The following is a 17,959-nucleotide window of genomic DNA, read 5'->3' as shown; positions in this document are numbered from 1 at the left end:
CCTCCGTTCGAGGATCGTTACTGCAGGGCGAACACGAACAGCGAGCCGCCCTCGGGCGCCGCGGCGACCATCTTCTTGCCGATGTCGCCGAGGAAGGCGGGCAGCGCCGCGGTGCGTCCGACCACGATCGCGACATACTGCTTGCCGTCGACCGAGTAGGTCACCGGACCCGCGCCGATGCCGCTGCCGAGGTTCTTGCTCCACAGCACCTTGCCGTTCTTGGCGTCGATGGCGCGGAAGTCGCCATGCAGATTGCCGGAGAACACCAAATTGCCGCCGGTCGTCAGCGTGCCGCCGTTGAAGGGCAGGTCTTCCTTGATGCTCCAGACCTTCTTGTTGGCGACCGGATCCCAGGCCACGAGTTCGCCGAGGAAGCCGCCCGGACCTTCCTTGGTCGGGAATTCGGCGCCGAGATAGAACACGCCGCGCTTGTAGTTCACGTCGCTGACTGACCAGTCCATGCAGACATTGTTGGTCGGGATGTAGACGAGGCCGGTCTGCGGGTTGAACGACATCGGCTGCCAATTCTTGCCGCCGATCAGATTCGGGCAGATGTCCTTGGCGGGATGGCCGGGACCGGGGCGCTTGTCCGGATCCTCCTCGGCGCGCATCGTGTTGATGTCCCACTTCTTGGCCCAGTTGGCGAAGACATACTTCTCGGCCGATATCATCTTGCCGGTCTCGCGGTTGGCGACGAAGAAGAAGCCGTTGCGGTCGGCCTTCATCAGGACCGGCGTGTCCGAACCCTTGATCTTGAGGTCGGCGAGCAGCAGCTCGTTGACGCCGTCATAGTCCCAGGCGTCGGCCGGCGTGCCCTGGATGTGCCACTTGATCTTGCCATCGTTGGGATCGATCGCGAGCGTCGACGCCGTATAGAGGTTGGTCAATTTGCCGAAATTGCCGTCGCCGGTGGAGCGCACCGCGGTATTCCACGGACCCGGGTTGCTGGTGCCCCAATACACCGTGTCGCTCTTGGCGTCGTAGGAGCCGACCAGCCAGGCGGCGCCGCCGCCATGCAGGCCGGTGTCGCCCTTCCAGGTGTCGCTGCCGGGTTCGCCGGGCGCCGGCACGGTGTAGGTCTGCCACAGCAGCTTGCCGTCCTTGAGCGAGAACGCCTGCAGCGCGCCGCGGACGCCGTATTCGCCGCCGCCGAAGCCGGTGATGACCTTGTCGCGGACGATCAGCGGCGGCGAGGTGATCACCGAGCCCTGCTTGTAGTCGACCACGGTCGAGGTCCACAGCTCCTTGCCGGTCTCGGCATCGAGCGCGGTCAGCTTGCCGTCGAGCCGGCCGACGAAGATCTTGCCGTCGGCATAGGAGACGCCGCGGCTGTTGACGTCGCAGCAGGCGTATTGGAGCACGTCATCGGGGATATCCGGCTGCCAGGTCCATTTACGGGCACCGGTGGCGGCATCGACCGCGTAGACGTATTTCGGCCCCCAGGAGGTCGAGACGTAGAGCGTCTTGCCGATCACGACCGGCGAGGCTTCGTTGGAGCGGAGCGAAGCCAGCGACAGCGAGTATACCAGCTGCAGCTTGCCGACATTCTCGGCATTGATCTGCTTCAGGCCGCTGAACCGCGTGTTGCCGTAGTCATGGCCCGCGATCGCCCACCCGTTCGGATCGGACACCGCCTTCGCGACGGTATCGTTGGCCTTCGACGGCCCGATACCCGCCATCAGCATGGCAGCCAGCGATACGCCGGCAAAGAAAATCCCGCTTCTCAGCTTCATCTGTTTCCTCCAGGCAAAATGGTTTCGTTGCCGCGATGCATGCATCGCGCGCGCGGCTCTCTACCCAAATTCGTGAACACGCGATCTTCCGTCGCTGCGTCGGCGACGAAAATGACAGCAACGCTTTTTGCTCGTTATAGGCGGAAGGTAGTAGCGGACGCGCGGGGCGATTCCGGCATACCGAAAGCGCGCCGGATCGACGTCAAACCTCGCACGCGGACGCTATTTCGCCGCGCCGCAGCGGCCTTGCGTCAGCTTGCAAATTGCCCATTCAATGGCCGGCTGCTAGGATCGAAGGCACAAGCCCGGCGCGCCTTCATGACAAGACCGCGACTACGACTTTGATCGCGGTTACGTCCCCGATGAAGCGTGCTGTAGTGGGCCAATAATTGAGAGTTGGGAGGAACGCGTGTCTACAGTCAAACTGACGGTAAACGGCAGGGCGGTCTCGGTCGACGTTGAGGACCGGACCCTCCTCGTGCATCTGTTGCGCGAAAATCTGAACCTGACCGGCACCCATGTCGGCTGCGATACCAGCCAGTGCGGTGCCTGTGTCGTCCATGTCGATGGACGTGCGGTCAAGTCCTGCACCATGCTGGCCGGCCAGGCCGCCGGCTCGAACGTCACCACGATCGAAGGCCTCGCCAAGGGCGACGAGCTGCACCCGATGCAGGCCGCCTTCCGCGACAATCACGGCCTGCAGTGCGGCTATTGCACCCCCGGCATGATCATGTCCGCGGTCGACATCGTGCACCGCCACGGCGGCAAGCTCGACGAGGAAACGGTCCGGCACGAGCTCGAAGGCAATATCTGCCGCTGCACCGGGTACCACAACATCGTCAAGGCCGTGCTCGATGCCGCCGGCCGCATGCAGGTGTCGCAGGCCGCCGAATAGCGGACCGCACACGATCAAGCTCATCACCGCCGGTCTCGATGGAAACGGCGGCATTCGAAATCTCCGGTCGGGAGGATCATACAATGGGTGTTGAAGGAATTGGCGCACGCGTCGTGCGCAAGGAAGACCGCCGGTTCATCACCGGACAAGGCAAATACGTCGACGACGTCAAGATGGTGGGCATGAGTTACGCTCACTTCATCCGCAGCCCGCACGCGCATGCCAAGGTCAAGGGCATCGATTCAGCCGAGGCCATGAAGATGCCCGGCGTGATCGCGGTGCTGACCGGGCAGCAGATCGTCGACGACAAGGTCGGCAATCTGATCTGCGGCTGGGCGATCACCTCGAAGGACGGCTCGCCGATGAAGATGGGCGCGTGGCCGGCGATGGCGCCGGAGACCGTGCGCTTCGTAGGCCAGGCGGTCGCGGTCGTGATCGCCGAGACCAAGAACCAGGCCAAGGACGCTGCCGAAGCGGTCGTCGTCAATTACGAAGAGCTGCCGGCGGTGCCGGACATCAAGGCCGCGATCGCTTCCGGCGCGGCGCAGCTGCACCCCGAAGCTCCCGGCAACATCGTCTATGATTGGCATCTCGGCGACGAGGCAGCAGTCAAGGACGCGTTCAGCAAGGCCGCCAATGTGGTGACGCTGGACCTCACCAACAACCGCCTGGTGCCGAACGCGATGGAGCCGCGCGCGGCCGTCGCGCATTACGACCAGGCCGAGGAGCACTACACGCTCTACACCACCTCGCAGAACCCGCACGTCGCCCGCCTCGTGCTGTCGGCGTTCTACAACATCGCGCCCGAGCACAAGCTGCGCGTGATCGCGCCCGACGTCGGCGGCGGCTTCGGCTCCAAGATCTACATCTATCCGGAAGAGATGGTGGCGCTGTGGGCATCGAAGAAGGTCAACCGTCCAGTGAAGTGGACCGGCGACCGCTCCGAAGCCTTCCTCACCGATGCGCATGGCCGTGACCATGTCTCGAAGGCGGAGATGGCGTTCGACAAGGACAACAAGATCCTTGGACTTCGGGTCAAGACCCACGCCAATTTCGGCGCCTATATGTCGCTGTTCTCCTCGGCGGTGCCGACGTATCTGTACGCGACGCTGCTGTCGGGCCAGTACGTCATTCCGGCGATCTATGCCGAGGTGATCGGCGTCTACACCAACACGACGCCGGTCGACGCCTATCGCGGCGCCGGCCGTCCCGAGGCGAGCTATCTGATCGAGCGGATGATGGAGACCGCGGCGCGGCAGTTGAAGGTCGATCCGGCCGAGCTGCGCAAGCGGAACTTCATCACGACGTTCCCGTATCAGACGCCCGTGATCATGGCCTATGACATCGGCGACTTCCACGCCTCGATCGACGCCGCGATGAAGGCGATCGACTATGCCGGCTTCCCGGCCCGCAAGGCCAAAGCCAAGGCCGACGGCAAGCTGCGCGGCATCGGCGTGTCCTGCTACATCGAGGCCTGCGGCATTGCGCCGTCGAAGGCGGTCGGCAGCTTAGGGGCCGGCGTCGGCCTGTGGGAGTCCGCGGAAATCCGCGTCAATCCGGTCGGCACCATCGAGGTGCTCACCGGATCGCACAGCCACGGCCAGGGCCATGAGACGACGTTCTGCCAGATCATCGCCGAGCGTCTCGGCGTGCCGATCAGCCAGGTCTCGATCGTCCATGGCGACACCGACAAGGTGCAGTTCGGCATGGGCACCTACGGCTCGCGCTCGCTCGCGGTCGGTGGCACGGCAATCGTGAAGGCGATGGAGAAGGTCGAGGCCAAGGCCAAGAAGATCGCGGCCCACGCACTCGAGGCATCCGAGAGCGACATCGTGATCGAGAACGGCGAGTTCAAGGTCACCGGCACCGACAAGTCGATCGCGCTGCCGATGGTCGCGCTCGCGGCCTACACCGCGCACAACCTGCCCGACGGCATGGAGCCCGGATTGAAGGAGACGGCGTTCTACGACCCGACCAACTTCACCTTCCCGGCCGGCGCGTATATCTGCGAGCTCGAGGTCGACCCCGGCACCGGCAAGACCTCCTTCGTCAACTTCGTCGCGGCCGACGATTTCGGCCGGCTGATCAACCCGATGATCGTCGAGGGCCAGGTCCATGGCGGCCTTGCCCAGGGCATCGGGCAGGCGCTGCTCGAAGGCGTGGTCTATGACGGCACCGGTCAGCTCGTGACCGCGTCGTTCATGGACTACACCATGCCGCGCGCCGACGACCTGCCGTCGTTTCAGCTCTCCCACACCACGACGCTGTGTCCGGGCAACCCGCTCGGCGTCAAGGGCTGTGGCGAGGCCGGCGCGATCGGCGCCTCCGCGGCCGTGATCAACGCGATCACGGACGCGATCGGTAACAACAAGCTGGAAATGCCGGCGACGCCCGATCGCGTCTGGCACGCCATTCACGGTTGAGGGAGGCAGAGCCATGTACGAGACCAATTATCATCGCGCTTCCTCGGTCGCGGACGCCGCGGCCACCTTCGCCAAGGGCAGCGAGTCGAAATTCCTCGCCGGCGGGCAGACCCTGCTCCCGGTGATGAAGCAGCGGCTCGCTTCGCCCTCCGACGTCGTCGATCTCTCCAAGCTGCAGGAGTTGATCGGCATCGACGTGTCCGGCGACACCGTGACCATCAAGGCGGCAACGGCGCATTACGACGTGTCGCAGAGCGACGCGGTCCGGAAGGCGATCCCGGCGCTCGCCCATCTGGCCTCGATGATCGGCGATCCCGCCGTGCGTTATCGCGGCACGATCGGCGGCTCGCTCGCCAACAACGACCCGGCCGCCGACTATCCGGCGGCGGTGCTGGCGCTCGGCGCGACGGTCAAGACCAACAAGCGCTCGATCTCAGCCGACGACTTCTTCAAGGGCCTGTTCACGACGGCGCTCGAAGACGGCGAGATCATCACCGCCGTCTCGTTCCCGGTGCCGGCCAAGGCCGGCTACGCCAAGATGCGGCATCCGGCCTCGCGCTTCGCGCTGACCGGCGTGTTCGTCGCCCAGACCAAGTCCGGCGACATCCGCGTCGCCGCGACCGGCGCGTCGCAGAGCGGCGTGATGCGGGTGCCGGCGATCGAGCAGGCGCTGAAGGCGAACTGGTCGGCGGGTGCGCTCGACAACGTGACGATCTCGGCAAGCGGCCTGCTCGCCGACATCCACGGCACGGCGGATTATCGCGCCAACCTGGTCAAGGTGATGGGCCAGCGCGCGGTGGCTGGCGCCGGCTAGAGCCGTAGCCCGGCCATAGCGTCTAAACACAACTACCGAACGGCGCGCAGCGATGCGCGCCGTTCGCATTTTACCGGCAAAAGCCGCTTGCCACCTCGCTCATTAGGCGAGACAATTTAGCTAATCAGCTAATTAAGAATACCGTCTGACGACGATCGGAAACGCCACCAAATTCCCCGCACCAAACGGAACAACAACGTGCTCGACAAGCCCGCTCCCCAATCCGCCGTCCGCGCCTCGGGTCCGCTCGCCGGCTTCCGCATCGTCGAATTCGCCGGCATCGGTCCCGGCCCATTCGCCTGCATGCTGCTGGCCGACATGGGTGCCGAGGTCATCACCCTCGACCGCGTCGGCGCCGGCAAGAATCTGAAGGCGGTGGCGACCCGCGGCCGCAAGGTCATCGAGCTCGACCTGAAAAACAAGGCGGCGATCGCGGAGGTGCTCGAGCTGCTCGGCCACGCCGACGCGCTGATCGAAGGCTTTCGTCCCGGCGTGATGGAGCGCCTCGGTCTCGGCCCCGACGTCGTGCTCGCGCGCAATCCGAAGCTGGTGTTCGGCCGCATGACCGGCTGGGGCCAGGAAGGCCCGCTGGCGCTCGCCGCCGGCCACGACATCAACTACATCTCGATAACAGGCGCGCTGGCCGCGATCGGTACCAAGGAGAAGCCGGTGCCGCCGCTCAATCTGGTCGGCGATTTCGGCGGCGGCGCGCTCTATCTCGTGGTCGGCGTGCTCGCCGCGCTGCTGGAGGCGCAGAAGTCCGGGAAGGGCCAGGTCGTCGACACCGCGATGTGCGACGGCGCGGCGTCGCTAATGGCGATGTTCTACGACATGGCCGCGCAGGGCCGCTGGAGCGGCGGCCGCGACCAGAACTTCCTCGACGGCGGCGCGCATTTCTACGGCGTCTACGAATGTTCCTGCGGCAACTTCATCTCGATCGGCTCGATCGAGCCGCAGTTCTACGCGCTGCTGCGCAAGCATGCCGACCTCACCGACGCCGATTTCGACGCGCAGATGGACCGCAAGGCCTGGCCGGCGCTGAAGGAGAAGCTGACGACGGTGTTCAAGACCAAGTCTCGCGCCGACTGGTGCGAGATCATGGAAGGCACCGACATCTGCTTTGCGCCGATCCTGACCATGGAGGAAGCCCCGAAGCATCCGCACATGGCGGCGCGCAACGTGTTCGTCGAGCGCCACGGCGTCACCCAGCCCGGCCCCGCGCCGCGCTTCTCGCGGACGCCATCGGCGATCCGCGAGCCGGAGCTGGCGAGCATCGGCGATGTGACGGCGGCGTGGAAGGCGGGGAATTAGTTGCCGTCGTCCCGGCGAAGGCCGGGACCCATAACCACCGAACGCAGTTGTGACGCACGCCTCTACCGCGGGACGATCACCTGACACACTCGAAAGATTCCGCGGTATGGGTCCCGGCCTTCGCCGGGACGACAGCGGTGGGTTTTGCGCAGGCGTGCTCTGCCACCTACGCCGCGTGGTCGGCCTTCAGCACGCCGCGGCGGATCTGGTCTTCCTCGATCGATTCGAACAGCGCCTTGAAATTGCCTTCGCCGAAGCCGTCGTCGCCCTTGCGCTGGATGAATTCGAAGAAGATCGGCCCGATCGCGTTGGCCGAGAAGATCTGCAGCAGCACCTTGGTCTGGCCGCCGTCGACCACGCCCTCGCCGTCGATCAAAATGCCGTTGCGCTGCAGCCGCGCGACGTCTTCGCCGTGCTTCGGCAGGCGGGCGTCGATCCGCTCGAAATAGGTGACGGGCGGTGACGGCATGAACGGCAGCCCGGCCCCGCGCAGGCTCTCGACCGTGCGATGGATATCGCGCGCGCCGCAGGCGATGTGCTGGATGCCCTCGCCGCGATAGATGTTGAGATATTCCTCGATCTGCCCGGAATCGCCCGCATCCTCGTTGATCGGAATCCGGATCTTGCCGTCCGGGCTGGTCAGCGCGCGCGAGAACAGGCCGGAGGCGCGGCCCTCGATGTCGAAGAATCGGATCTGGCGGAAGTTGAACAGCTTGGCGTAGAAGCCGGTCCACACATCCATGCGGCCGCGATGGACGTTGTGGGTGAGGTGATCGATGTAATAGAGCCCGGTGCCGGCGGGGCGCGGGTTCACCGCCCCGAGCCATTCGAACTCGGCATCATAGGCCGAGCCCTTGGCGCCGTAGCGGTCGACGAAATAGAGCAGGCTGCCGCCGATGCCCTTGATCGCGGGGACGTCCAGCGTCTTCTGCGTCGGCGACGCATCCGCCGGCTCGGCGCCGAGCGAGATCGCGCGCGCGTAGGCCTGCTTCGCGTCAACCACGCGGAACGCCATCGACGGCGCACAGGGGCCATGCGCGGCGACGAAGTCGAAACCATGGGTGCCGGGCTGCTCGTTGACGAGATAGTTGATGTCGCCCTGGCGATAGACGGTGATCTTTTTCGTCCTGTGGCGGGCGACCGGGACAAAGCCCATCAGCCTGAACAGGGCGTGCAGCTCCTGCGGATTGGGGTGGGCGTACTCGACGAACTCGAAGCCGTCGGTACCCATCGGGTTCTCGGCGCCGATCGTGGCCGGCGGCGCATCGTGCGGAAACGGACCCATGGCGGAACTCCCTGATTTGTCTGGGACGATTTTCCGCCGTTTGTCGCGCAAGGTGCGTGCAAAATAGGCCGCAATCCGGCATGATCATGCACAATCCATGCATGAAATGGACCGTACGCGCATGATCGAAATCGACGCCTTCGACCTCAAAATGCTCGCCGCCCTGCAGGACGACGGCCGGCTGACCAACCAGCAGCTCGCCGATCTGGTCGGCCTCTCGGCCTCGCAATGCTCGCGGCGGCGGATGCGGCTGGAGGAGGAGAAGGTGATATCGGGCTACCACGCCGACCTCGCCGGCGAGGCGCTCGACTTCGGCCTGATCGCCTTCATCCACATCACGCTTGCGACCCACTCGCCCGACAACGCGAAACGCTTTCGCGAGCTGGTCAACCGCGTCGACGACATCCAGGACGCCTATGCGCTGACCGGCGATGCCGATTACCTGCTGAAGGTGATCCTGCGCGACCTGAAGAGCCTGTCCGATATCATCAACAACGTGCTGATGCCGCACCAGAGCGTGGCCCATGTGCGCTCCTCGATCGTGCTGGACCGGCTGAAGGAGAGCGCGAAGTTGCCGCTGAAGACGTTAGGTTAGGGTGGCGTAAATCGAGGGAATTGCGGCATTCGCTTTGGCCCGATGATTTGAAATGATCGCGTGAAGAACCGGGAAGAGAGACGACCATGGCGCTGCAGCTGCGACCGAACTGCGAATATTGCGACAAGGACCTGCCGCCGAGCGCGCTCGAGGCGCGGATATGCTCGTATGAATGCACGTTCTGTGCGGATTGCGCCGAGCAGAAGCTCGGCAATGTCTGCCCGAACTGCGGCGGCGGCTTCGCGCCGCGGCCGATCCGTCCCGCCAAGGAATGGCGGCCGGGCGTCTGCGCAGTCAAGCAGCCGCCGTCAGACAAGCGGGTACATCTGAAATACAGCGTCGAGGACTGTGCGGCGCATTCGGCCCGGCTGAGGGATGTCAGGCCGGAGGATCGGTAGTTTGCCAGCCGTCATTCCGGGATGGTCCGAAGGACCAGACCCGGAATCTCGAGATTCTCGGTGCGCAATTGCGCACCTGAGGGTTCGATGCTGCGCATCGCCCCGGAATGACTACATCGCCTACTCCGCCGCCACGATCGTCCCCTCGACCTCGCCAAATCCGACGCGATAGCCGTCGCCCTGGCACCAGCCGCGCATCACCAGCGAATCGCCGTCTTCGAGAAACGAGCGCGTGACGCCATTCGCGAGCTCGACCGGCTCGGTGCCGTTCCAGCTGATCTCCAGCAGGCTGCCGCGCTGATGCTTCTCGGGGCCGGAGATCGTGCCGCTGCCGAGCAGATCACCGACATTCATCGCGCAGCCGCTGGAGGCGTGGTGCACCAGTTGCTGCACCGACGACCAGTACATGTATTTGAAGTTGGTGCTGCAGATCGTCTTCGCCGCGTTCATCGCACCGGCGCGCAGCCCGACATCGAGCTGCATGTCGTAATTGTTCGGCTGCGTCTGCTTCAGATAGGCCAGCGGCTCCGGTTGCTGCGCCGGGCCCGGCAGGCGGAACGGCTCCAGCGCCTCGCGCGTCACCACCCACGGGCTGATCGAGGTGGCAAAGGCCTTGGCCTGGAACGGACCGAGCGGCACGTATTCCCACTGCTGGATATCACGCGCGCTCCAGTCGTTGAGGATGACGAAGCCGAAGATCATCGCTTCGGCCTGCTCCTCGGTCAGCATCTCGCCCATCGGTGAGGCCTGTCCGACCACCACGCCCATCTCGAGCTCGAAATCGAGCCGCTTGCAGGCGCCGAAGCTCGGCACCTCGGCGGTCGGCGGCTTCAGCTGGCCGCGCGGCCGGCGCACCTTGGTGCCCGACACGACGACGGTCGAAGCGCGGCCGTTGTAGCCGATCGGCATGTGCAGCCAGTTCGGCTGCAGTGCATTGTCCTTGCCGCGGAACATGACGCCGACATTGGTGGCGTGCTCCTTCGACGAATAGAAATCGGTGTAGCCGGACACGGCGAACGGCATGTGCAGCGTGACGTCGGCCATCGGCACCAGCGCCCGCGCGCGCAATTCCCTGTTGTCGCGCAGCTCGGGATGATCGGAGCGCAACAGCTCGCTGATCCGCGCCCGCGTCGCCGACCAGACTTTCGGCCCGAGCGCCATGAAGGCGTTGAGCGACGGCTGCGAGAACACCCCGAGCGGCCCGACATCGAGCCGCGAGTCCTGCTCGAGCTCCCAGAGATCGAGCACATAGTCGCCGATCGCGACGCCGACACGCGGCGCGAGGCCGTCCTTCGACGAGAACACGCCGTAGGGCAGGTTCTGGATCGGGAAATCCGAGGTCGGCGCGACGTCGATGAAGGAGCGGAGGGTGGGGTCGTTGGGATGGGGCACTGATCTCTCCAATCAGAAAGTCGTCATGCCCGGGCTTGACCCGGGCATCCATCTTCACGAAGTGCGATGGATCGCCGGGTCAAGCCCGGCGATGACGACCAATACGAATTCACGGCTTGCTCGGATCGAACTTCTTCTCGAGGCCCTTCCAGCAATCCGAGTAGTCGTCCTGCAGCGTCGACGACATCGCCGCGTGCTGGGTCACGCGCTGCGGGAAGCGGGTCTCGAACATGAAGGCCATCGTGCCGGTCAGCTTCACCGGCTTCAGCTCGCCGTTGCTGGCGTGCTCAAACGCGTCGCGGTCCGGGCCGTGCGGCAGCATGCAATTATGCAAGCTGATGCCGCCGGGCACGAAACCCTTCGGCTTGGCGTCGTAGACGCCGTAAATCAGGCCCATGAACTCGCTCATGATGTTCATGTGGTACCACGGCGGACGGAAGGTGTTATCGGCCACCATCCAGCGCTCCGGGAAGATCACGAAGTCGATGTTGGCGGTGCCCGCGGTCTCGGACGGCGAGGTCAGCACCGTGAAGATCGACGGATCGGGATGATCGAACGCGATCGCGCCGACCGGCGAGAACGTGCGCAGGTCATATTTGTACGGCGCGTAATTGCCGTGCCAGGCGACGACGTCGATCGGCGAATGCGGCAGCGTGGTCTTGAACAGCGAGCCGCCCCATTTGACGTAGAGCTCGGACGGCGTGTCCTTGTCTTCAAAGCTGGCCACCGGCGTCAGGAAGTCGCGCGAATTGGCCAGGCAATTGGCGCCGATCGGGCCGCGCTCCGGCAGCGTGAAGGCGCCGCCGTAATTCTCGCAGAGATAGCCGCGCGCCGGGCCGGACGGAATCTCGACGCGGAATTTGACGCCGCGCGGGATCACGACGATCTCGCCCGGCTCGGCATCGATGCGGCCGAACTCGGTGACGAGGCGCAGATTGCCCTCTTGCAGCACGAACATCATTTCGCCGTCGGCATTGTAGAAATGCTGGTCGACCATCGATTTGTTGATCAGGTAGACATGCGCCGCCATGCCGGCCTGGGTATTGGCATCGCCTGCGGTGGTCATGGTCTGCACGCCCTGCAGGAAGGTCGTGTCTTCTTTCGGGATCGGCGCCGGGTCCCAGCGCAGCTGCGCGATCGGCATGTCGTATTCGTAGCACGGCGCGGTGCGCCACAGCCCGGCATCGACCTTGGCGAAGCGGCCGGAGTGCCGCACCGAGGGGCGGATGCGATACAGCCACGAGCGCTCATTGGTGCCGCGCGGCGCCGTGAACGGCGAGCCGGACAGCTGCTCGGCATAGAGCCCGTAGGCGCAGCGCTGCGGCGAGTTGCGCCCCATCGGCAGCGCGCCAGGCAGCGCCTCGGTCTCGAAGCTGTTGCCGAAGCCGGACATGTAGCCCGGCGTCACCTGCGCGGTGCTGCGAACGATCTGATCCGGCGAGGTGTTGATGTTCATGACTATCCTCCTCCTTGCAGGGCGGCCCACATTTCCTGGTCGCGCTTGTCGGTCCAGATCACGGGGTCGTCGATCCCCGACGCCTCGTCAAAGGCGCGCGAAACGTTGAACGGCAGGCAGTGCTCGTAGATTGCAAAGCTTGCGAACTTCGGATCCATCACCTCGCGCGTTGCCGCCATCGACTCCTTCAGCGTGCGGCCCTTGGCGACCGAAGACTCGGCAGCGCCATAGAGCGTGGTGACGAAATCGCGGGTCATCGCGATCGCATCGCGGCCGGTGGCGAGGCCCTTCAGCGCGTCGCCGCGGCCCGGCGCGATCGCCTTCGGATTGAAGGCGCGGATCTCATTCAGCGTCATCGGCCATTCGCGCAAATGCGCATCGCCGCAATAGCAAGCCGAGTGGTATTCGATGAGGTCGCCCGAGAACATCACCTCGGCATCCGGCACCCAGGCGACGATGTCGCCCGAGGTGTGGCCGGCGCCGAGCTGCATCAGCCGCACCTCGCGCTTGCCGAGATAGATCGACATCTCGCCCTCGAAGGTCAGCGTCGGCCAGGTCAGGCCCGGAATGCTCGCGGCATCCTGGAACAGGCGCGGGAAGCGGCCGTATTCGGAATCCCAATCCTCCTGACCGCGCTCCTGGATCAGCCGATAGGTCTCCTGAGAAGCGACGATGCCCTGGGCGTGATAGGCAGAGGCGCCGAGCACACGCACGGCGTGATAGTGCGACAGCACGACATATTTGATCGGCTTGTCGGTGACGGTCTTGACCCGCTCGATCACCTTGTTCGCCATCGCCGGCGTCGCCTGCGCGTCGAACACCAGGCAGCCGTCGTCGCCGACGATCACGGCGGTGTTGGGATCGCCTTCGGCGGTGAAGGCATAGAGATCGGTACCGATCTCGGAGAAGGTGACCTTCTTCTCGGTAAGGTCCGTGGTCGAAGCAAAACCCTTGGCCATCAGTTCAATCCTGTTCGTCTCGTAGTGCTATTGTTGTTGCTGTTGCTGCTGCTGGCTCGCGTCCAGCATCTGCCGTTTCGCCAGCGCGATCGCCTCGCGCAGCACGTCGATGTCGCCGATATGATTGGCGAGCACCAGAACCAGCGCGGCATCGAGGTCGGCGCTCTGCGCCTCGGTGAGGCCGCGATGCGCCTCGACGACGGCGCGGAAGGCATCGTCGGGCTTTGCGAAGTTCGAATTGGTCGACAGCGCCATCGTCAGGCCTCAATTCACGCCGGATGCGCGCGCCAGCGCCGCATCGATCGCCGGCCGCTGCGCCTTGCGGAAGCGCGCCGCGACATAACCGTCAGGCCGCAGCAGATAGGTGGTGCCCGGCTCGGCGTCGTAGCGCTTGCCGGCGAGGCCCTGCGCATCCACCAAGCCATTCTCGCCACCGACACGGATGCTGCCGACGCCCTCGGGCACATCGGCGGCCGCGCCATTGCAAAACTCCAGCAGCGTGAAGCGCGTTCCCTGCTTGATGAAGACATCGGTCAGATAGCTGGAACCGCCGCCTGGCTCCGTCACCGGTGCATCCAGCATCGAGGCGCCCGGCCGTGGGCCGCCGCGCCAACTATCGCCGTCCCCGGTCGACAGTGGCGTGTCGTAGACCGAGGGCACCGACAGCCGGCCGCCATTGACCATACGCTTGCCGAACTCGGTGTCCCTGGCGAGCGACAGCACTGCCTGACGCAGCCGCGCCTCCTGCCGCGTCACCGGCGCCATGAAATCGGTCGAACGAGTCGACTCGCGGATGTTCTCATCCGCCGCCGCGCTGCGCTCGACGTGATAGCTCTCGAGCAATCCTTCCGGCGAGAGGCCGCGCAGCACGCGGTCGAGCTTCCACGCCAGATTCTCGGCGTCCTCGAGCCCGGAATTGGCGCCGCGCGCGCCGAATGGCGACACCTGGTGCGCGGAGTCGCCGGCGAACATCACGCGGCCGTGGATGAACTTGGCCATCCGCCGGCACTGGAACTTGTAGAGCGAGATCCATTCGAACTCGAACTTGTCGTGCCCAAGCATGCGCTCGATCCGCGGCCGCACGTTCTCCGGCCGCTTCTCGGCGACTGGATCGGCATCCGGATTGAGCTGCAGGTCGATGCGCCAGATATCGTCCGGCTGCTTGTGCAGCAGCGCCGAGCGTCCGGCATGGAACGGCGGGTCGAACCAGAACCAGCGCTCGGTCGGGAACGCCGCAGTCATCTTGACGTCGGCGATCAGGAACTGGTCCTCGAACACCTGGCCGGCGAAGTCGGCGCCGACCATCTGCCGCAGCGACGAGCGCGCACCGTCGCAGGCGACGACGAAAGCCGCGTGCACCTGGTAGGAGCCATCCGGCGTTGCGATCGTCAGCGCGAGGCCATCATTGCGGCTCTCCAGCGCGATCACCTTGTTGCGCCAGCGCAGGTCGATCTCAGGCAATTGCTCGACCCGGTCGACCAGATAGGCTTCAGCATAGAACTGCTGCAAATTGATGAAGGCCGGCCGCTTGTGGCCTTCCTCGGGCAGCAGGTTGAACTGATAGAGCTGCGAGGCGCCGTGGAAGATCTTGCCGACGCTCCACACCACGCCCTTGTCGACCATGCGGTCGCCGACCCCGAGGCGATCCCAGAACTCCAGCGAACGTTTCGAGAAGCAAATCGCGCGCGAGCCCTCGCCGATCCGGTCCGCGTCGTCGAGCAGCACCACGCGCTGACCGCGCTGCGCGAGGTCGATCGCCAGCGACAGGCCGACGGGACCGGCGCCGACCACGACGACCGGATGCTCCGCCATCGCGGCACCCGAGCGGTCCTGATCGGGATGGCGGCGATAGCCGAACTGGGTTCTGGCCTGTGCCGTCTGGGCGTCTGCCATGCGCGTAACCCTGGATGTTCCCTGTGGCGCCGGCCTTCGATCTCGTGTGACAGGCTTGCTATCAAGACCTTGCGACCGGACCGCGACCTTGCTAAATTAGTCTCACATGCAACTATCTTAAACTCCCAGTCGGGCCCGCCGTCAACTCAAATTGGAGAAATTCTTGGCAAGGACTTCCACAAGCCAGCCCCCGCTCCGGCCGCGCGGCACGGTGGAGGCGGAGCTGCGCGACGACGTCGCAGCGAGGAAAAAGCGCCTCGATCTCTTCCACTTCGTGCCGTTCCGCTTGAACCGGCTGGCGGCCGAGGTGTCGTCGGCGCTGTCGAGCGAATATCAGGCGCGCTATGGCCTCGACATTCCGGAATGGCGCGTGCTGGCGACGCTCGGCTTCCGCAACGATGCCTGCAGCGCGCAATACATCGCGCATTGCACCCGCACGCATAAGTCCACGATCAGCCGCGCCGTCTCGGCGCTGATGGAGCGCGAGATCGTCGAGCGCGTCGAGAACGAGGTCGACCGCCGCGAATTCCGCTTGCAGCTGACGAAGCAAGGCCAGGCGCTCTACGAGGAACTGATCCCGCGCCTGTTGCGCAAGGAGCAGGAGATCCTGTCCTGCCTCACCGCCCAGGAGCGCCGCGATCTCGGCCGCCTGCTCGGCAAGGTCGAGCAGAGCCTCGAGTTGGTGCAGACCAGCGAGGAAGCCGACGCGAAGGACGCGTATTAGTTATTTCTCCCCGTCATCCCGAGGCGCGAGCCCTTGCGAGCCTCGGAGGATGCACGGCCCGGCTGGGGGCCGTCGACCCTTCGAGACGCGCTTCGCACTCCTCAGGGTGACGGTGATAGCTTTGCGTGCGCGGCTTTTTCGGACTTACGCCTTATCGATATGCTTTGCGATCACCGGGAAATAATTGTCCTTCGATCCCTTGTCGATCGCCTCCTGCAGCACCGTCCCGATCAGCTCCGCGCCGCGGATCTTGATGCCGGCATCGGCGGCCAATTCCAGCGCGTAGGACAGATCCTTCAGCGCATACTCGGTCGAGAACGCGCGCTCCGGAAACACGCCGGGCACGATCGCCTTCAGTCCGTGGTTGCGCAGCGCGAAGCTATCGGCCGAGCCCTTCGACAACGTGTCGAGCAACAGCTTCGGATCGACGCCGTTATGCTTCGCCACCGCGACGGCTTCCGCCAGCGCGTTCACAGTCTCGAACAGCACCATGTTGTTGAGGATCTTGGTCACCTGCCCGGCGCCAACCTCGCCGCAATTGGTGACGTCGGTGGCGAAGCAGCGGATCAAGGGCTCGATCGCGGCGTAGAGCGCAGGCGCCGCGCCGACCATCACGCTGAGCGTGCCGTCCTGCGCCGCCTGCCGCGTGCGCGCGATCGGTGCATCCGCCCAGGCCGCGCCCTTGGCCTGCAATTGCGCGGCGAAGTCGCGGGTCTGGCTCACCGAGGACGTCCCGAGATCGACCACGACCTGGCCGCTCCTGATGTTTTGCAATATGCCGTCACCCTCGAACACCGCGCGGACGTGCTTTGCACTGGGCAGGCACAGGAACAACAGATCGTTCTGCCTGATGACATCGGCGACCGAAGCCGCCACCTCGGCGCCGTCGCCGCGCAACCGCTGCAACGGCTCGGCCGCGAGGTCGAACGCGATGACGCGCCTGCCGCTCTTCTTGACGAGGTTGCGGCAGATCGGCTCGCCCATCACGCCGAGGCCGATGAAGCCGAGGGTCTTATAGTCAGTCATATCGCTGCTTCTTCTTGACGCTTCTTGATGGATCGGCGGCGCTATTTCGCGAACGAGCGCGACGGCGCCAGATGCAGGGCGAACGCATCGACCTTGTCGCTGGCGCGCGGATAGATCTCGCTGACGATCGGATCGTGACCCGGGATGAAGCGGTCGGGATGGCCGGCCAGCCGCTCGACGGTCTCCCAGCCCTGCGCCATGTCGCCGATATTGTAGACGATCGGGAACGGGCTGCGCTTCTGCAGATTCGCATAGTAGTGCGCGGCGTCGGACGCCAGCACGACCGGGCCGCGCGCGGTCTCGACCCGCACCACCTGCAGGCCGTCGGAATGGCCGCCGACCCGATGCACGGTGATCCCCGGCGCGACCTCGCCGTCGCCGGAATGGAAGGTGACGCGCTCGCCATAGACGTGGCGCACCATCTGCGTGACGTGTTCGACCGAGAACGGATGCCGCAGCATGCCGTTGCACATGCAGCGGCCGGTGGCGTAGCTCATCTCGCGCTCCTGCAGATGGAAGCGGGCGTTCGGGAAGCGGTCGAGATTGCCGGCATGGTCGTAATGCAGATGCGTGACGATGACCTCGCGGATCGCGTCGGCGCTGACGCCGAACCGCTCCAGCGCATCGACCGGATTGAGCGTCAACTTGCGGGCGCGCGCCGCCGCCTCCTCGGCGTTGAAGCCGGTATCGACCAGGATCTCGCGGCCGTGGCCGCGGACCAGCCAGACGAAATAGTCGAGGTCCTGCGCGGCGCCGTCATGCGGATCGGGCACCAGGAAATTCATGTGGGGGGTGCGCGGCGACATCGTCGCATAGCGCAGGGCATAGATCTCGTAGGCGTTTCCCATCGGTTTCGCTCTTGTTTGCAAAGCTTGTTCGGCGTGACCCAGTGCCCGACACAAAGCCATCGCCGCGCGCAAAGGTCAAACGCGCAACGCCGGCGGCGGGCGCATGCCAGAACCGCCACAGCCATTGTGCAGCCGGTCACATTTTCCGCCTGCGGGAACCTGCACCATGCGGATGCGGCGATGGCGCCATGACGGCGGCGAGACGAT

The 17,959-nt window shown here is 65.1% G+C and carries 16 protein-coding genes; 7 read left to right on the top strand and 9 right to left on the bottom strand.

The window, feature by feature from the left end; genetic code table 11:
- Positions 1-17 precede the first annotated feature (17 nt).
- Positions 18-1,733 carry a PQQ-dependent dehydrogenase, methanol/ethanol family gene (locus JQ633_RS04590; RefSeq protein ID WP_249158827.1) on the bottom strand — a complete coding sequence of 572 codons (1,716 nt, stop codon included), beginning with the start codon at positions 1,731-1,733 and terminating at the stop codon, positions 18-20.
- Positions 1,734-2,142: 409 nt separating this feature from the next.
- On the opposite strand from JQ633_RS04590, the gene JQ633_RS04585 reads away from it, so the two are divergent.
- The 4 genes from JQ633_RS04585 (at position 2,143) to JQ633_RS04570 (ending at position 7,176) form a co-directional block, all read left to right on the top strand.
- Complete coding sequence (locus JQ633_RS04585; RefSeq protein WP_211982928.1) at positions 2,143-2,628, top strand: (2Fe-2S)-binding protein; 486 nt, start codon at positions 2,143-2,145, stop codon at positions 2,626-2,628.
- Between the two features lie 83 nt (positions 2,629-2,711).
- Positions 2,712-5,051 carry a xanthine dehydrogenase family protein molybdopterin-binding subunit gene (locus JQ633_RS04580; RefSeq protein ID WP_211982926.1) on the top strand — a complete coding sequence of 780 codons (2,340 nt, stop codon included), beginning with the start codon at positions 2,712-2,714 and terminating at the stop codon, positions 5,049-5,051.
- 13 nt (positions 5,052-5,064) lie between these two features.
- Entirely contained in the window at positions 5,065-5,865 is an 801-nt protein-coding gene (locus JQ633_RS04575) for an FAD binding domain-containing protein (protein WP_211982924.1), read from the top strand.
- Positions 5,866-6,063: 198 nt separating this feature from the next.
- Positions 6,064-7,176, top strand: coding sequence for a CaiB/BaiF CoA transferase family protein (locus JQ633_RS04570; protein ID WP_211982922.1), 1,113 nt, complete (start codon positions 6,064-6,066; stop codon positions 7,174-7,176).
- A gap of 166 nt (positions 7,177-7,342) precedes the next feature.
- On the opposite strand, the gene hppD is transcribed toward JQ633_RS04570, so the two are convergent.
- A complete protein-coding gene (gene hppD / locus JQ633_RS04565; RefSeq protein ID WP_211982920.1) occupies positions 7,343-8,461 on the bottom strand; it encodes a 4-hydroxyphenylpyruvate dioxygenase in 1,119 nt (372 codons plus the stop codon).
- Between the two features lie 121 nt (positions 8,462-8,582).
- On the opposite strand from hppD, the gene JQ633_RS04560 reads away from it, so the two are divergent.
- Positions 8,583-9,056, top strand: a complete 474-nt coding sequence (locus tag JQ633_RS04560; protein WP_211982918.1) for an Lrp/AsnC family transcriptional regulator — start codon at positions 8,583-8,585, stop codon at positions 9,054-9,056.
- 86 nt (positions 9,057-9,142) lie between these two features.
- Positions 9,143-9,454 (top strand): DUF1272 domain-containing protein, encoded by a 312-nt coding sequence (locus JQ633_RS04555; protein ID WP_211982916.1) that lies wholly within the window; start codon positions 9,143-9,145, stop codon positions 9,452-9,454.
- Positions 9,455-9,574: 120 nt separating this feature from the next.
- Here JQ633_RS04555 and fahA read toward each other — a convergent pair whose 3' ends face one another.
- From fahA to JQ633_RS04530, 5 genes are all read right to left on the bottom strand, one after another.
- Positions 9,575-10,846, bottom strand: coding sequence for a fumarylacetoacetase (gene fahA / locus JQ633_RS04550; RefSeq protein ID WP_211982914.1), 1,272 nt, complete (start codon positions 10,844-10,846; stop codon positions 9,575-9,577).
- Positions 10,847-10,955: 109 nt separating this feature from the next.
- Positions 10,956-12,302: a homogentisate 1,2-dioxygenase gene (hmgA, locus tag JQ633_RS04545; protein WP_211982907.1), complete on the bottom strand. Its 1,347-nt coding sequence runs from the start codon at positions 12,300-12,302 to the stop codon at positions 10,956-10,958.
- Positions 12,303-12,304: 2 nt separating this feature from the next.
- Complete coding sequence (locus JQ633_RS04540) at positions 12,305-13,261, bottom strand: MBL fold metallo-hydrolase (protein ID WP_211982905.1); 957 nt, start codon at positions 13,259-13,261, stop codon at positions 12,305-12,307.
- 27 nt (positions 13,262-13,288) lie between these two features.
- Positions 13,289-13,516 (bottom strand): DUF2783 domain-containing protein, encoded by a 228-nt coding sequence (locus JQ633_RS04535; RefSeq protein ID WP_211982903.1) that lies wholly within the window; start codon positions 13,514-13,516, stop codon positions 13,289-13,291.
- A 9-nt stretch (positions 13,517-13,525) separates the two neighbouring features.
- Entirely contained in the window at positions 13,526-15,154 is a 1,629-nt protein-coding gene (locus tag JQ633_RS04530; RefSeq protein ID WP_211982901.1) for an FAD-dependent oxidoreductase, read from the bottom strand.
- 163 nt (positions 15,155-15,317) lie between these two features.
- Here JQ633_RS04530 and JQ633_RS04525 point away from each other — a divergent pair, with 163 nt between their 5' ends.
- Positions 15,318-15,878: a MarR family winged helix-turn-helix transcriptional regulator gene (locus JQ633_RS04525; RefSeq protein WP_433995624.1), complete on the top strand. Its 561-nt coding sequence runs from the start codon at positions 15,318-15,320 to the stop codon at positions 15,876-15,878.
- Between the two features lie 144 nt (positions 15,879-16,022).
- Here the strand turns inward: JQ633_RS04525 and JQ633_RS04520 are convergent, their stop codons facing one another.
- Positions 16,023-16,904, bottom strand: coding sequence for an NAD(P)-dependent oxidoreductase (locus JQ633_RS04520; protein WP_211982899.1), 882 nt, complete (start codon positions 16,902-16,904; stop codon positions 16,023-16,025).
- A gap of 41 nt (positions 16,905-16,945) precedes the next feature.
- Positions 16,946-17,752 carry an N-acyl homoserine lactonase family protein gene (locus tag JQ633_RS04515; protein WP_211982897.1) on the bottom strand — a complete coding sequence of 269 codons (807 nt, stop codon included), beginning with the start codon at positions 17,750-17,752 and terminating at the stop codon, positions 16,946-16,948.
- Positions 17,753-17,959: the final 207 nt, after the last annotated feature.

This window comes from Bradyrhizobium tropiciagri, from assembly GCF_018130505.1.
GTDB lineage: Bacteria > Pseudomonadota > Alphaproteobacteria > Rhizobiales > Xanthobacteraceae > Bradyrhizobium > Bradyrhizobium tropiciagri_B.
The sequence above is the reverse complement of the archived record's forward strand: the minus strand, read 5'-3'. Positions and strand labels throughout refer to the sequence as shown.